We start from the raw sequence: 12,826 nt of genomic DNA on the forward strand, positions 1-12,826 counted from the left end.
CCTTGGGGCGGGCCCTGCGTCACGCTTTCAGTTGCAGAGGATCAGACGCGCGCCCATGTTTCCCATTCGCGATCACAATCCGTCCGACACGACGCCCTATGTCACCACGGGGCTGATCTTCGTGAATGTGGTCATGTTCCTGCTGACGATGCCTTGGGCGGGCGGCATGGTCGAGTTGTGGGACAGGCTGGCGCTTTACCCTGTGGCCGTCACCCATGGCCAGTTCCTGTGGGGGCTCGTCACCCATATGTTCCTGCACGCAGGCATCATGCATATCGCGGGCAATATGCTGTTTCTGTGGGTGTTCGGCGACAATCTGGAACATGAGATGGGGCATTTCGGCTTCCTCATGTTCTATCTGGCCTGCGGGCTGGCCGCCGCCGGGGGCGAGATTGCCGCCGATCCCTACAGCGCCGTGCCGATGATCGGCGCCTCGGGTGCGATTGCCGGGGTGATGGGGGGCTATCTGCTGATGTTCCCGAAGGCCCGGGTCGATGTGATCGCGATCATCATCATCATCATTCGTCGTTTCACCATTCCCGCCTGGGTGCTGCTCTGTGCCTGGTTTGCACTGCAGCTGTTCTCGACCCTCTTCGTGCCAGCGGACGGTGTTGCCTATTATGCGCATGCCGTGGGGTTCGTGGCCGGCGTGCTGCTTTGCATTCCCCTGCTGATCCGGCGCGGCGGCACGAGCTTCTGGCGCGAGACGCGGGGCCGTCCTCCGCATGCGCCGCTGGACTATGCACCCTCGCGCATCCCCGAGGTCAGACGCTAGGGAGCCGGCCCCGGCTCATATGGCGCTTTCCGGCAAAGCCGGGCGTGCGCTCGACCTGGAAACCTGCAGCTGCCAGCGCCCGGCGCACATGCCCGGCGGCGGTATAGGTGGCGAAACTACCGTTCGGTTGGGTGTGGCGGGCGACCTCGGCCATGAGATCTTCGCCCCAAAGCTCGGGGTTGCGGGCGGGCGAGAAGCCGTCGAGGAACCAGGCATCCGCCTGCCCCTGCCAGCCGGGCAGAAGGCTGCGGGCGTCGCCCCGGATCACCTCGGCCTCGACCTGGCCCACGCGGAAGTGCGGCAGATGCCAGCCCGCGCGCAGCTCTTGCGCCAGCGGAGCCAGTTCGGGGAAGGCGTCATGGGCGCGCTCAAGTTCCGCGCGGGTCATCGGGAAAGCCTCGAATGAGGTGAAGCGCAGGGGCACATCGGCAATCTGGGCCAGCGCCAGCAGGTTCAGCCCGGTGCCGAAGCCCAGCTCCGCGACATGGAAGCCGGGCCGCAGCCGCGCAGGCAGCTCGTTGCCTTGCAGGAAGACATGCCGCGTCTCGGCAAGGCCGCCGTTCAGGCTGAAATAGGGATCGTCGAAACGGGTCGAGACCGGGATATTCCCGTCGCGCCACGTCAGTCCGCTCTGGTCCGGCTGGGTCATCCGCGCTAACTCCTTTTCCCGGCAGATGCGGCGAGGATCGGGAAATGGCAAGCGCAAAGGTGATCGAGATTGCGGGCGCGGGCATCCTTGGGCTGGCCTGCGGATGGGAGCTGACCCGGCGCGGCGCCCGCGTGCGCATCCACGAGGCCGGGCGGATCGGTGACGGCTCATCAGGCGGGCATGTGGGGGCGTTGGCCCCGCATGCGCCCGAGAACTGGAACGACAAGAAGCAGATCCAGATGCAGGCGCTGGCGGGTGCTGCGGATTGGTGGGCCGAGATTTCTGCGATTGGCGGCATCGATCCGGGCTATGGCCGCACCGGGCGCATTCAGCCGGTTGAGCCGGGAACCGAGGCGCGGCTGCAGGAGCGGATCGCAGCGGCGGGTGCCAACTGGCCGGATTGGGCCCAGATGCAGCTGACCGACCGTCCCGAGGCCACACTGGTGCCCGCAAGCGCCTCGGGCCTCTGGCTGGTCGACAACCTGACCGCGCGGCTGAACCCGCGTGCGGCACTGGCCTCGCTGGCCTCCGCCATTCGTACGCAGGGCGGCGAGATCATCGAGCATGCCCCAGCCGATCCAGATCGGCCCGCGATCTGGGCCACTGGAGCCGCCGGGCTTGCGCCCTTCGGCGGCAATGGCGTCAAGGGCCAGTCGGCGCTGCTGGCCTTCGATGCGGGCGCGACCCCGCAGGTCTTTGCCGATGCGCTGCATATCGTGGCGCATGGGGATGGGACGGTGGCCATCGGCTCAACCTCAGAGCGCGAATGGGACGGGATGGGCACCGATGCCCAGCTGGACGCGCTGATCGAGAAGGCCCGCCGCATCTGTCCTGCGCTTCAGGACGCGCCGGTCATCGACCGCTGGGCCGGGGTGCGGCCGCGCGCGAAGTCGCGGGCACCTCTGGTCGGGGCCTGGCCGGGGCGTCCGGGTCATTTTGTCGCGAACGGCGGGTTCAAGATCGGCTTCGGCATGGCCCCTGCTATAGCCGGGCTGATCGCGGATCTGGTGCTGGAGGGCGAGGATCGCATCCCCGCCGCGTTCAGGGTGCCGGGCTGACCCCTGTCAGCAGCGGATGCAGCAGATAAAGTCCAGCCCACAGCCCAAGCCCCAGGGCCAGCCGCATCGGCGTGACGCGCCAGCGCGCGCCCTTGCGCAGACCCAGCATCAGCCCGAAGAGCGCATAGACCAGCAGCAGGCCGAACAGGATCACATGCGCAAGATCGCCATTCGCGATCAGATGCGCGCTCGCCCACAGCGCGAAGGCCGCCATCAGCCCCACCATGCCACCCGTCACGCCCAACGCGATGGCAACCGGCACGGCCAGATTGACCAGCCAGCGCATCCAGACCTGCTGCGGCCAAAGCTCGACGAAGGGCGCGCGCCCGGCAGCCGTGATCAGCCACCACAGCAGCACCAGCGACAGCAGGCTGTAGCCGATCAGATAGCCCCGCCGCCCAAGCGCGCCCACCAGCGGCGTCTTCAGCCGCACCGGCACGACATGCGAGGCGAGGAAACTCGCCATCGCCAGTCCGAATTCGACCCATCCATCCATGCGCGCACCCTAGGACCGCGGCTGCCCCTTCGCAATCGCGTTGACCTCGGCGCAGGCTGCGGCACAATGCCCCCGACACAGGAGGACCCATGACCCGCCTTCAGACAGCTTTCGACGCCATCGACCGCGCCAACGCGCAGGACCCCACGCTTTCCGACGGCCAGCCCGAGGCGCTGCTCTACGGCCAACGCATGACGGCCGAACAGGAGGCGCTGTACCCCGATGCCTCCGAGCCGCTGCGCATCGCCTGCCGCGGCCAGCATATCGAGCGCTGGAAGCTGCCCCGCGCCGATTTCCCCATGGACCGCCCCGGCTATCTGGCCTGGCGGACCGAACAAGGGCGCCGCCACGCCCAGCGGATTGCCGAGATCATGCAGGACGCGGGCTATCCCGAGGATCAGATCGGCCACGCCCGGCAGATGCTGACCAAACAGGGCATCAAGCGCGACGCCGATGTGCAAGCGCTCGAGGATGCGGCCTGCTTCACCTTCATCCGCTGGTATCTCGGCCCCTTCGCCGAGGGCCGCGACCCGGATGAGCTGCAGCGGATCGTCGACAAGACCGCGCGCAAGATGTCGGCCATGGCACGCGCCCGCGCCCTGACCGAGTTCTCGATCCCGGCCCCCTTCGCGGATGCCTTCCGTGAGTGATGCTGCCAGACCCCTGCGGGCAGTCATCGTCACGCATGGCCAGCCCGGCGACCCCGACCCGCAGCAAGAGGCTGTCGAGGCCCTTGCCGCCGAAGTCGCAGCACTTCTTCCCGATGCCCGGATCCGGGGCGCGACGCTCGCCAAACCCGGCGCGCTTGACCGCAGCGTCGACAATGCGGTCCTCGTCTATCCCATGTTCATGGCCGAGGGCTGGTTCAGCCAAAGCGAACTGCCGCGACGCCTCGCCCAGGCCGGGGCCGAGATGGCGCGCGTCCTTCCCCCCTTCGGCAGCGACCCGCGCCTGCCTGCGCTTTGCCGCGAGATCGTGGCCCGCACCGCACAGGACAAAGGCTGGCCCACCGAAGAAACGACCCTCCTTCTGGCCGCCCACGGTTCCGGTCGCTCCCGCGCACCGGCCCGCGCCGCCTGGGCCATGGCCGAGGCGCTGTCGCCCGGCCTCGCCCAGACCACCTGCGGCTTCATCGAAGAGGCCCCCTACCTCAAGGACGCCGCCCAAAACCTCGGCGCGCGGGCGATCTGCCTGCCGCTCTTCGCCACCCGCGCCGAACACGTGACCGGAGACATTCCCGAAGCTCTCACCACCGCAGGCTTCCAGGGCGCCCTGCTGCCCCCCGTCGGCGCCGCACCCGAAGTCCCCCAGCTGATCGCCGCCTCACTTCGCGCGGCCCATGCCGCATGAACAAAGAAAGCCGCCCCTGACGGACGGCTTCTTCGTTGCTGAAATACCCAAATTCCAACGCTGCTACGGCCGGGACGCCGCATCCGACGCCCCGCCCGCGCAACCCGCCTACATCGCGCGCAACTGCGCCAGCGCCGCCTTCAGCCGCGAGATGTCATCCTCCAGCGCCGCCAGCTTCTCGCGCGTCTCCTCGATGACCTCGGGTTCGGCATTGGCCACGAATTTCGGGTTCGACAGACGCCCCGACAACCCGCCCGCATCCTTCTCGGATTTGGCGACGACCTTCTCCAGCCGCGCGGTTTCCGCCGCAACATCGATCATCTCGCCAACCGGCAGGGCAAAGCTCGCCCCATAGGCCGCGACCGAGATCATCCCGCGTCCCATCTGCCCATCGACCGGCGCGTTGACCCGCGCCATACGCTCGATCAGCGGCGCATTGGCAGCCAGCGCCGCGCGGGCTGACGCATCGGCTTCGGTCACGATCAGATCGGGGCGCGCGCCCGCAGGCACGCCGATCTGCTGCCGGGCCGAGCGGATGTTCTCGATGACCGAGATCACCCAGTTCAGCTGCCGGTCCGCCTCGGCGTCGATCAGCTCCGCGCCATATTCCGGCCAGTCGCCATGCACCAGCATGCCCGCGCGGTCGCCAGTCAGCGCCCAAAGCTCTTCGGTGACGAAGGGCATGATCGGATGCAGCATGGTGTAGCACTGATCCAGAACCCAGCCCATCGTGGCCTGAGTTTCCTCGCGGAACTCACCGTCGAACAGCGGCTTTGACAGCTCGACATACCAGTCGCAGACCTTGCCCCAGACGAAGGCGTAAAGCCCGGCTGCTGCATCGTTGAAGCGATAGGCCGCCAGTGCCTCGTCGGTCGCCAGACGGATGCGGGCGACCTCGCCGATGATCCAGCGGTTCACGACGTTCTTCGGCTCGGGCAGGGTACCGCCGCCACGCACGCCATTCATCTCGGCAAAGCGCGAGGCGTTCCAGATCTTGGTGACGAAGTTGCGGTTCGCTTCGACATGCTTCGGCCCCAGCTTCGGGTCGCGCCCCATGGCCGCCATGGCGGTCAGGGTAAAGCGCAGCGCGTCGGCGCCGAAATCGTCGATCAGCACCAGCGGATCGATGACATTGCCCTTCGACTTCGACATCTTCGCGCCCTTCTCGTCCCGGACCAGCCCGTGAACATAGACCGCGCGGAAGGGGATGTCGCCGACAATGGCCAGCTGCATCATCATCATCCGGGCGACCCAGAAGAAAATGATGTCAAAGCCGGTGATCAGGGTCGAGGTCGGGAAGTATTTGCGCAGCTCGGCCGTATCCTCGGGCCAGCCAAGGGTGCCAATCGGCCAGAGACCCGAGCTGAACCAGGTGTCCAGCACATCGGGGTCGCGCCAGACCGGATAGACGAGCTTGGTCGGGTCCTGCGTCAGGTTGTAATCGGCCAGACCTTGCGCGAAGGCGTCAACAGCAGCCTCGCGGTCGGCGACCTCGATGACGCGGGCAATCTCCAGCGGCTGCGGCAGATCGGCGATGGCATCGCGGAATTTCGCGGCGACGTCGTGGAAATTCGCCGCGCTGCGATGGATCTCGTCGCGATGGACCAGCCCTTCCTCAAGCAGGGCAAAGATCTCGACATCGTCCAGCGCGCCGTCACCATCGTCATCGACCTGACCTTCCAGACGCATGTCGAGGCCATACCAGACCGGGATCTGGTGGCCCCACCACAGCTGGCGGCTGATGGTCCAGGGCTCGATATTCTCCAGCCAGTGGAAATAGACCTTCTCATGCTGCTCGGGCAGGATCTTGGTGCGGCCATCGCGCACGGCATCCAGCGCCGGACCCACGATCTTCGCGGTGTCGACGAACCACTGGTCGGTCAGCATCGGCTCGATCACCACGCCCGAACGGTCGCCAAATGGCTGCATGATCGGTTTGGCATCGACCAGAGGCCGACGCTCCAGATGCTCGGCGCCGGTCTCTTTCTCGATTTCCTTGTGCAGATAGGTGACCGCCAGCCCCTCGGCGTTGATCTGGTCGATCACCGCCTTGCGGGCCTCGTAGCGATCAAGCCCGCGCAGATCCTCGGGGACCAGGTTCACGTTCGAGACGTCGCCCACATCCTCGCCCCGGGCAGCACGGGATGCGATCTCGGCGCTCTCCTCATAGGCAAGCCCGTCGGCGCGCATCGCGCCCTTGCCATCCATCAGCGCATAAAGCGGGATGTTGTTGCGCATGGCGACGCCATAGTCGTTGAAATCATGCGCGCCGGTGATCTTCACCGCGCCCGAGCCGAAATCGGGGTCCGGATATTCATCGGTGATGATCGGGATCAGGCGGCGCAGCGCCTTCGGACCGACCGGGATCTCGACCAGCTTGCCGACGATGGGGGCATAGCGCGCGTCATCAGGGTGCACGGCAACCGCGCCATCGCCCAGCATGGTCTCGGGGCGAGTGGTGGCGATGCTGATATAGTCACGGGTTTCGCGCAGGGTGACGTTGCCGTCCTCGTCCCGCTCGACATATTCATAGGTGGCACCGCCCGCCAGCGGGTATTTGAAATGCCACATATGGCCGGGAACCTCGCGGTTCTCGACCTCCAGATCCGAGATCGCGGTCTCGAAATGGGGGTCCCAGTTCACCAGCCGCTTGCCGCGATAGATCAGGCCCTTGTCATACATGTCGACAAAGACCTTCAGCACGGCCTCGTGGAAATTGCCCTCCTCGCCCGCAGGCGCACCGGGCGCGCCCGACATGGTGAAGGCATTGCGCGACCAGTCGCAAGAGGCGCCCAGACGCTTCAGCTGGTTCATGATCGTATCACCGGATTCCCGCTTCCAGGCCCAGATCTTCTGGATGAAGGCCTCGCGCCCGATCTCGCGGCGATTGGGTTCCTGACGCTCGGCCATCTGGCGTTCGACCACCATCTGGGTCGCGATCCCGGCATGGTCCTGACCGGGTTGCCACAACGTGTCGAAGCCGCGCATCCGGTGCCAGCGCACCAGAATGTCCTGCAGCGTGTTGTTCAGCGCGTGACCGATGTGCAGGCTGCCCGTGACGTTCGGCGGCGGAATAACGACCGAAAAGCTCTCGGCCCCCGGCTTGGCATTGGCGCCTGCGGCAAATGCACTCGTTGCTTCCCATTCACGCGCGATCCGGCCTTCGGCTTCTTGCGCGTCAAAATTCTTTTCCATGGCCATCGCGGTCACCCCATCTGTTGCGTCGGGGATAGCGAAACAGCGCCCAGAGTCCAAGAGGCGCACGCGTTCGGGACCGATTAACGGGTTATTAAACTCTCGCTGAAATACTGCCGGAAGTTCTTCGGGAGTCTGTCATGAACATGTTTGAGGCCGTCGGCGCCTGCTTTTCCAAATTCGCGACCTTTTCAGGGCGGGCAAGACGCGCTGAATATTGGTGGTTCGCCCTGTTCAACGTGATCGTCGGCATCGTGCTTGGTTTTGCGCAGGGCGGTGCCGAGCTGGGCATTGCCGATCTCTACTCGCTGGTCATCCTGCTGCCATCCTTGGCCGTCAGCGCAAGGCGGCTGCATGACACCGGCCGCAGCGGCTGGTGGCAGCTCTTGGTGTTCGTCCCCATCGTCGGCTGGATCATACTGCTGATCTGGTTCTGCCAACCCAGCAATGTCGGCCACAATGTCCACGGCGCCGACCCTATCGGGGGTGATGCGGCACCGCTGGCCGCGTGACATGCCCCAACCTGCCCTTGCGATGCCCTGACGGCCTCGCAAGGAACAGGTCAAGGCACTGTGCCTACTTCGGTCCGACGACCGCGAAATACGCGCCGTCCGGATCATGCGCGATGACGATATAGGCCGGACCGGGAACTTCCGTCGGCCCGTGGATGACGGTGCCGCCCAGCGACTTGATGCGCTCGATGGCATCGGTGGCGCTATCGACGCCGAAATAGGGCAGCCAGCACGGAACCGGCGCATTGCCCAGGCCCATCATGCCGCCGATATCGGCGCCGTCATGGTTGAACAGCTGGTAGGTGCCCATCTCACCCATGTCGATGGCGGATGATTTGGTCCAGCCGAACACGTCGGAATAGAAGGAAAACCCCGCGACCGGATCGGTCGACATCAGCTCGATCCAGTTGCCATGCCCGGTCTTCTTCTGGTTCCACGCGCCCGAGTCTTCGGGCGGAGGCGGATCCATCGGCGAGGGTTGCAGGACGCCAAAGGGCGCGCCCTGCGGATCGGTCAGGACGGCAAACCGGCCGGTGCCCGGAATGTCGGCAGGCTCCATCAGGACCTGGCCACCCTTGGACTTGGTTTTGGCGGTGGCCGCATCCGTGTCGTCGGCGGCAATATAGATCAGCCAAGAGGGAGGACGCTCGGCTGTGTCCAGCTCCATCAGGCCCGCGACCATATCCGACCCGCTTGAGGCCAGATGATAGTCGAAACCCTCCATGCCAGCGTTCTGGAATGTCCAGCCGAACAGACCGCCATAGAAGGCCTCAGCCCGGGCAAAGCCACCGCCCGCGGGCGTCGACAATTCAAACCAGACCGGTTTGCCGTGATAGCTCATGCCACAGCCTCCTTTTGCGAGACATCAACAATGGGCTCGAACCCGCCCCACATCATGCGCATGCCATCGAAGGGCATCTCGCTCATGGCCTGCATGTCGGGGTCTTCCATCATGTTCTGGAAGGCGGCATCCGCCGTCGCCCGATCCGGCCATTCGATCCATGAAAACAGGACGGTTTCGTCATCCTTGGCCTGCGAGGCGCGATAGAAATCCGTCACCTTGCCATGCGGCACGTCGACGCCCCAGTTTTCGACCATGCGGATCGCGCCGCGGCGTTCGAAAAAGGGCCAGGCCTTCTGCGCATGATCAATGTATTTCTGCTTGTTCGCGGTCGGAACAGCCAGAACAAATCCAGAGTAGTAGGTCATCCTCTCCTCCATTTCTCGGGAGCTTTGATCCCTGATGCTGGAACGATGACTCTTGAAGTATTAAAAAGCAACTGTTAATTTGTTTTTATGACAGACACTCAGAAACCGCAGAAACTCCGCTATGATGAAGGGTGCCTTGGTGCCCATGCGCTTAATCTTGTCGGGGACAGATGGGCGCTGTTGGTCGTGCGTGAGCTGATGTTCGCCCCCAAGCGCTTCCAGATGATTCGCGCGGGCCTGCCGGGTCTGACGGCCAGTGTGCTGACCCAGCGTCTGGGCCAGCTGGTCGATGTGGGCGTCGTCGAACATGACAGCGATTTCGGGATCTATCAGCTGAGCGACAATGGCCGCATGCTGATGCCGGTGCTGATCGAGCTGTGCCGCTGGGCGCTTCTGATGCCGGGGCATGACCACATGCGGTTCATCAGCGCCTCGGCCCTGATGATCTCGATTGGCGCGACTGTGGCGCAGGATCGTGCGGCGGGGCGGGGTCTGCGGGCGGGGATGGTGATCGGGCGTGAGGGGTTCGAGGTGTCGCTGTCGGACACCGGGCTGCCCCTCGTCACGGCCAGCAAGAAGATCGAGGCGGATTTCACCCTGTCCGCCCAGACGGGCAATGACATGGCGATGGTCGTCTATGGCCCGATGTCGGTGGCCGATGCGGTCGCCTCGGGTCTGGTGGTCCTGCACGGCGACATGGCCGCCGCGCAGGCATTCGTGGATCTATTCAGCCTGACGCCGAACCCAAAGGCCGATCAGGCCTTTTCAAGCAGCGAATCGCCCGAGGTGACCGAGCACGCACCGGGGCTTTCTTCCAGCTCCAACTCCTCGACCACGCCGCCGCGCACCAGCATGGCATAACGCTTCGAGCGGCCCAGCAGGCCCGCCGGCGGGGCGTCGAAATCCATGCCGAGCGCCTTGGTCAGGCTGCCATCGGCATCGGCCAGAACCTCGATCCCCGCGCCATCCGCGCCGGTATCCTTGGCCCATGCGGTCGCGACGAAGGGATCGTTCACCGTGACGCAGATGATCCGGTCGATGCCCTTGGCACGGAACTGGTCGGCCGAGCGCACGAAGCTGGGCATATGCGCGTTCGAGCAGGTGGGCGTGAAGGCGCCCGGCACGGCAAAGATCGCGGCGCGGCCCTTGGTGGCCTCGGCCAGATCCACCTGTTCGATCCCTTCGGCACCCAGCTTCAGCAGGGTCGCCTTGGGCAGTTTGTCACCTTTCGAGATGGCCATATCGTCCTCCGTGGTTTGCAACAGTTCGGGCGCGACTATAGGGTGCGCGCCAGACGTGAACCAGTGAGGCCGCAACATGAACATCGTGATCCTTGGCGCGGGTCAGGCCGCCGCCTCGCTGGCGGCGAAACTTCGCGCGCTTGGGCATGCGGGGACCATCACGATTGTCGGAGATGAGCCGGTCGCGCCCTATCAGCGCCCGCCGCTGTCGAAGGCCTATCTGCTGGGCGACATGGGCGTCGATCGGCTGACCCTGCGCGCGCCCGCCTGGTGGGCCGAAAATGACATCACGCTGCGTCTGGGTGAACGGGCCACGGGCATCGACCGGGCCGCAAAGCGGGTAACAACCGACAAGGGCCAGATCCCTTATGACGCGCTGGCCCTGACGCTGGGATCGACCCCCCGCGCCCTGCCCGCCGACATGGGCGGTGCGCTTCGCGGCGTGCATGTCGTGCGCACGCTGGCCGATATTGACGCGCTGGCCCCTGACCTCACACCCGGTCGCCGCGTGGTGGTGATCGGCGGCGGCTATATCGGCCTTGAGGCCGCAGCCGTCGCCCGCAAGCTGGGGGTCGAGGTCACGCTGATTGAGGCCGCGCCCCGCATTCTGGGCCGCGTCGCCGCCTCGGAAACCGCCGCGATGATCCGCGATCTGCACCAGTCCCACGGCGTCCAGCTGATCGAGAACCGCGCACTGGACCGCATCACTGGCACCGACCGCGCCGATGGCGTGATGCTGGCCGATGGCACGCATATTCCGGCGGATACGGTCATCGTGGGCATCGGCATCACACCCGCGACCGAACTGGCCGAGGCGGCGGGGCTGGAACTCGACAACGGCATCGCCACCGATGAATTCGGCCGGACCTCGGACCCGGCGATCTGGGCGGCGGGCGATTGCGCCAGCTTTCCGCATGACGAATTCGGCCGGATGCGGCTGGAAAGCGTCGGCAACGCCATCGATATGGCCGAGGCGGTCGCGGCCAATATGCTGGGTGCGAACCAGCCCTATGTCCCGAAGCCTTGGTTCTGGTCGGATCAGTTCGACGCCAAGCTGCAGATCGCCGGGCTGAACCACGACTACGACAGCATCGTCCAGCGCCACAGCGACAGCGGCGGCAGCGTCTGGTATTTCCGCGGCCCGCGCCTCTTGGCCATCGACGCGCTGAACGATGCCCGCGCCTATATGATCGGCAAGCGGCTGATCGAAAGCGGCCGCTCACCCGCGCCCGAGGCCATCGAGACCGCCACCGACCTCAAGGAGTTGATGAAATGAGGATCATTGGCGGCAATCTGCGCGGGTTGAAGCTGGCCGATGTCGGTGAGGGCGATGCGGTCGCCCATCTGCGCCCGACCACCGACCGGGTGCGCGAATCGATCTTCAACCTGCTGATCAACGGCACGCATGGCAATCCGATCCCCGGCGCGCGCGTGCTGGACCTGTTTGCCGGGACCGGGGCCCTGGGCCTTGAGGCTCTGTCGCGCGGTGCGGCGCGCGTGGCCTTCGTCGATGACGGCGTCGCGGCCCGCGCCCTGCTGCGCACCAATATCGAGAAATGCCGCGCCATGGGCGCCACCGATGTCTGGCGGCGCGACGCCACACAACTGGGCGAGAATCGGGGCGCGGGCTATGGGCTTGTCTTCATGGACCCGCCCTATGGCATGGGTCTGGGCGAAAAGGCCGCCGCCTCTCTGGTCTCGGGCGGCTGGTTTGCGCCCGGTGCGATGCTGGTGTGGGAGGAAAGCTCGCCCCCCCTGCCCCCGGACGGGCTGACTCAGATCGATCAGCGGCGCTATGGCGACAGCCTGATTACCCTGTTCCGCGCCGCCTAGACGGCCCGGTCCAGCTTGGTCGAGAGGTGAATCAGGCTTTCGCTTGAGCGCACGCCGCTAAGGCTGCCGATCTGGTCCAGCACATCGTCCAGCACGCTGGTCGAGGGTGCGGCCAGTTGCAGCAGCAGATCGACCCGACCGCTGGTGGTGTGGATGCGCTCAACCTCGGGGAAGGTCCGCAGGCGGCTGAGAATCGCGACCTGCGCGCGCGGCTCGACCGCCAGCAGGCAGGTGGCGCGAATGCGATTCGACCGCGCCGCCTCACCCAGCCGGACGGTATATCCGGCAATCGCGCCCGAGGTCTCCAGCCGTTCCAGCCGGGCCTGAACCGTCGATCGTGCCACCTTCAGTCGTCGTGCAAGTACCGCCACGGACATCCGTGCATCCTGCGCCAGGTGGGCAAGTATCCCACGGTCCAGCTCGTCCATGACCACCATCGTCATATTGCCAATCGAGGCGTCAAAATAACGAAAATCACCGCCAGTTCCACCCTTTTCGTTGGCGAAAT

The 12,826-nt window shown here is 65.6% G+C and carries 15 protein-coding genes; 8 read left to right on the forward strand and 7 right to left on the reverse strand.

Features of this window, described 5'->3' with window-relative positions; all coding sequences use genetic code 11:
* Nucleotides 1-55: 55 nt before the first annotated feature.
* Nucleotides 56-775 carry a rhomboid family intramembrane serine protease gene (locus IQ24_RS09450; protein WP_145397708.1) on the forward strand — a complete coding sequence of 240 codons (720 nt, stop codon included), beginning with the start codon at nucleotides 56-58 and terminating at the stop codon, nucleotides 773-775.
* On the opposite strand, the gene mnmC2 is transcribed toward IQ24_RS09450, so the two are convergent.
* A complete protein-coding gene (mnmC2, locus tag IQ24_RS09455; RefSeq protein WP_145397709.1) occupies nucleotides 765-1,424 on the reverse strand; it encodes a tRNA (5-methylaminomethyl-2-thiouridine)(34)-methyltransferase MnmC2 in 660 nt (219 codons plus the stop codon). The two genes, IQ24_RS09450 and mnmC2, sit on opposite strands and share 11 nt — an antisense overlap.
* A 44-nt stretch (nucleotides 1,425-1,468) precedes the next feature.
* Here mnmC2 and IQ24_RS09460 point away from each other — a divergent pair, with 44 nt between their 5' ends.
* Nucleotides 1,469-2,482 (forward strand): NAD(P)/FAD-dependent oxidoreductase, encoded by a 1,014-nt coding sequence (locus IQ24_RS09460; protein WP_145397710.1) that lies wholly within the window; start codon nucleotides 1,469-1,471, stop codon nucleotides 2,480-2,482.
* Here IQ24_RS09460 and IQ24_RS09465 read toward each other — a convergent pair.
* Nucleotides 2,466-2,978 (reverse strand): NnrU family protein, encoded by a 513-nt coding sequence (locus IQ24_RS09465; RefSeq protein ID WP_145397711.1) that lies wholly within the window; start codon nucleotides 2,976-2,978, stop codon nucleotides 2,466-2,468. The genes IQ24_RS09460 and IQ24_RS09465 overlap by 17 nt on opposite strands.
* An 89-nt stretch (nucleotides 2,979-3,067) precedes the next feature.
* Here IQ24_RS09465 and IQ24_RS09470 point away from each other — a divergent pair, with 89 nt between their 5' ends.
* Nucleotides 3,068-3,628 carry a DUF4202 domain-containing protein gene (locus tag IQ24_RS09470; RefSeq protein ID WP_145397712.1) on the forward strand — a complete coding sequence of 187 codons (561 nt, stop codon included), beginning with the start codon at nucleotides 3,068-3,070 and terminating at the stop codon, nucleotides 3,626-3,628.
* Nucleotides 3,621-4,328: a CbiX/SirB N-terminal domain-containing protein gene (locus tag IQ24_RS09475; RefSeq protein WP_242008050.1), complete on the forward strand. Its 708-nt coding sequence runs from the start codon at nucleotides 3,621-3,623 to the stop codon at nucleotides 4,326-4,328. Before IQ24_RS09470 ends, IQ24_RS09475 begins: the two co-directional genes overlap by 8 nt.
* Nucleotides 4,329-4,436: 108 nt before the next feature.
* Here IQ24_RS09475 and IQ24_RS09480 read toward each other — a convergent pair whose 3' ends face one another.
* A complete protein-coding gene (locus IQ24_RS09480; RefSeq protein WP_145397714.1) occupies nucleotides 4,437-7,529 on the reverse strand; it encodes a valine--tRNA ligase in 3,093 nt (1,030 codons plus the stop codon).
* A gap of 140 nt (nucleotides 7,530-7,669) precedes the next feature.
* Here IQ24_RS09480 and IQ24_RS09485 point away from each other — a divergent pair, with 140 nt between their 5' ends.
* Nucleotides 7,670-8,035: a DUF805 domain-containing protein gene (locus tag IQ24_RS09485; RefSeq protein ID WP_242008052.1), complete on the forward strand. Its 366-nt coding sequence runs from the start codon at nucleotides 7,670-7,672 to the stop codon at nucleotides 8,033-8,035.
* Nucleotides 8,036-8,099: 64 nt separating this feature from the next.
* Here the strand turns inward: IQ24_RS09485 and IQ24_RS09490 are convergent, their stop codons facing one another.
* Both IQ24_RS09490 and IQ24_RS09495 read right to left on the reverse strand, forming a co-directional pair.
* Entirely contained in the window at nucleotides 8,100-8,876 is a 777-nt protein-coding gene (locus tag IQ24_RS09490) for a VOC family protein (RefSeq protein ID WP_145397716.1), read from the reverse strand.
* Nucleotides 8,873-9,244 (reverse strand): DUF1428 domain-containing protein, encoded by a 372-nt coding sequence (locus IQ24_RS09495; RefSeq protein ID WP_145397717.1) that lies wholly within the window; start codon nucleotides 9,242-9,244, stop codon nucleotides 8,873-8,875. Before IQ24_RS09495 ends, IQ24_RS09490 begins: the two co-directional genes overlap by 4 nt.
* Before the next feature lie 87 nt (nucleotides 9,245-9,331).
* Here IQ24_RS09495 and IQ24_RS09500 point away from each other — a divergent pair, with 87 nt between their 5' ends.
* The gene (locus IQ24_RS09500; RefSeq protein WP_145397718.1) at nucleotides 9,332-10,105 is read left to right on the forward strand and encodes a winged helix-turn-helix transcriptional regulator; all 774 of its coding nucleotides are present in this window, start codon (nucleotides 9,332-9,334) and stop codon (nucleotides 10,103-10,105) included.
* Here IQ24_RS09500 and IQ24_RS09505 read toward each other — a convergent pair.
* Nucleotides 10,000-10,485: a peroxiredoxin gene (locus IQ24_RS09505; protein ID WP_145397719.1), complete on the reverse strand. Its 486-nt coding sequence runs from the start codon at nucleotides 10,483-10,485 to the stop codon at nucleotides 10,000-10,002. The two genes, IQ24_RS09500 and IQ24_RS09505, sit on opposite strands and share 106 nt — an antisense overlap.
* 76 nt (nucleotides 10,486-10,561) lie before the next feature.
* On the opposite strand from IQ24_RS09505, the gene IQ24_RS09510 reads away from it, so the two are divergent.
* Entirely contained in the window at nucleotides 10,562-11,761 is a 1,200-nt protein-coding gene (locus IQ24_RS09510; RefSeq protein WP_145397720.1) for an NAD(P)/FAD-dependent oxidoreductase, read from the forward strand.
* Nucleotides 11,758-12,318, forward strand: a complete 561-nt coding sequence (gene rsmD, locus IQ24_RS09515; protein WP_145397721.1) for a 16S rRNA (guanine(966)-N(2))-methyltransferase RsmD — start codon at nucleotides 11,758-11,760, stop codon at nucleotides 12,316-12,318. Before IQ24_RS09510 ends, rsmD begins: the two co-directional genes overlap by 4 nt.
* Here rsmD and IQ24_RS09520 read toward each other — a convergent pair.
* The gene (locus tag IQ24_RS09520) at nucleotides 12,315-12,746 is read right to left on the reverse strand and encodes an Lrp/AsnC family transcriptional regulator (protein ID WP_145397883.1); all 432 of its coding nucleotides are present in this window, start codon (nucleotides 12,744-12,746) and stop codon (nucleotides 12,315-12,317) included. The two genes, rsmD and IQ24_RS09520, sit on opposite strands and share 4 nt — an antisense overlap.
* Between the last annotated feature and the right edge of the window lie 80 nt (nucleotides 12,747-12,826).

Origin of the sequence: Paracoccus sulfuroxidans, from assembly GCF_007830335.1 — a bacterium.
Classification (GTDB): Bacteria; Pseudomonadota; Alphaproteobacteria; order Rhodobacterales; family Rhodobacteraceae; genus Paracoccus; species Paracoccus sulfuroxidans.

Bases quoted from the DNA above. Each gene is read 5' to 3' on its own strand.
- IQ24_RS09465 (WP_145397711.1), bottom strand. From the start codon at position 2,978: ATGGATGGATGGGTCGAATTCGGACTGGCGATGGCGAGTTTCCTCGCC.
- IQ24_RS09485 (WP_242008052.1), top strand. From the start codon at position 7,670: ATGTTTGAGGCCGTCGGCGCCTGCTTTTCCAAATTCGCGACCTTTTCA.
- IQ24_RS09495 (WP_145397717.1), bottom strand. From the start codon at position 9,244: ATGACCTACTACTCTGGATTTGTTCTGGCTGTTCCGACCGCGAACAAG.
- mnmC2 (WP_145397709.1), bottom strand. From the start codon at position 1,424: ATGACCCAGCCGGACCAGAGCGGACTGACGTGGCGCGACGGGAATATC.
- IQ24_RS09480 (WP_145397714.1), bottom strand. From the start codon at position 7,529: ATGGCCATGGAAAAGAATTTTGACGCGCAAGAAGCCGAAGGCCGGATC.
- rsmD (WP_145397721.1), top strand. From the start codon at position 11,758: ATGAGGATCATTGGCGGCAATCTGCGCGGGTTGAAGCTGGCCGATGTC.
- IQ24_RS09505 (WP_145397719.1), bottom strand. From the start codon at position 10,485: ATGGCCATCTCGAAAGGTGACAAACTGCCCAAGGCGACCCTGCTGAAG.
- IQ24_RS09450 (WP_145397708.1), top strand. From the start codon at position 56: ATGTTTCCCATTCGCGATCACAATCCGTCCGACACGACGCCCTATGTC.
- IQ24_RS09490 (WP_145397716.1), bottom strand. From the start codon at position 8,876: ATGAGCTATCACGGCAAACCGGTCTGGTTTGAATTGTCGACGCCCGCG.
- IQ24_RS09520 (WP_145397883.1), bottom strand. From the start codon at position 12,746: ATGGACGAGCTGGACCGTGGGATACTTGCCCACCTGGCGCAGGATGCA.
- IQ24_RS09470 (WP_145397712.1), top strand. From the start codon at position 3,068: ATGACCCGCCTTCAGACAGCTTTCGACGCCATCGACCGCGCCAACGCG.
- IQ24_RS09510 (WP_145397720.1), top strand. From the start codon at position 10,562: ATGAACATCGTGATCCTTGGCGCGGGTCAGGCCGCCGCCTCGCTGGCG.
- IQ24_RS09460 (WP_145397710.1), top strand. From the start codon at position 1,469: ATGGCAAGCGCAAAGGTGATCGAGATTGCGGGCGCGGGCATCCTTGGG.
- IQ24_RS09500 (WP_145397718.1), top strand. From the start codon at position 9,332: ATGACAGACACTCAGAAACCGCAGAAACTCCGCTATGATGAAGGGTGC.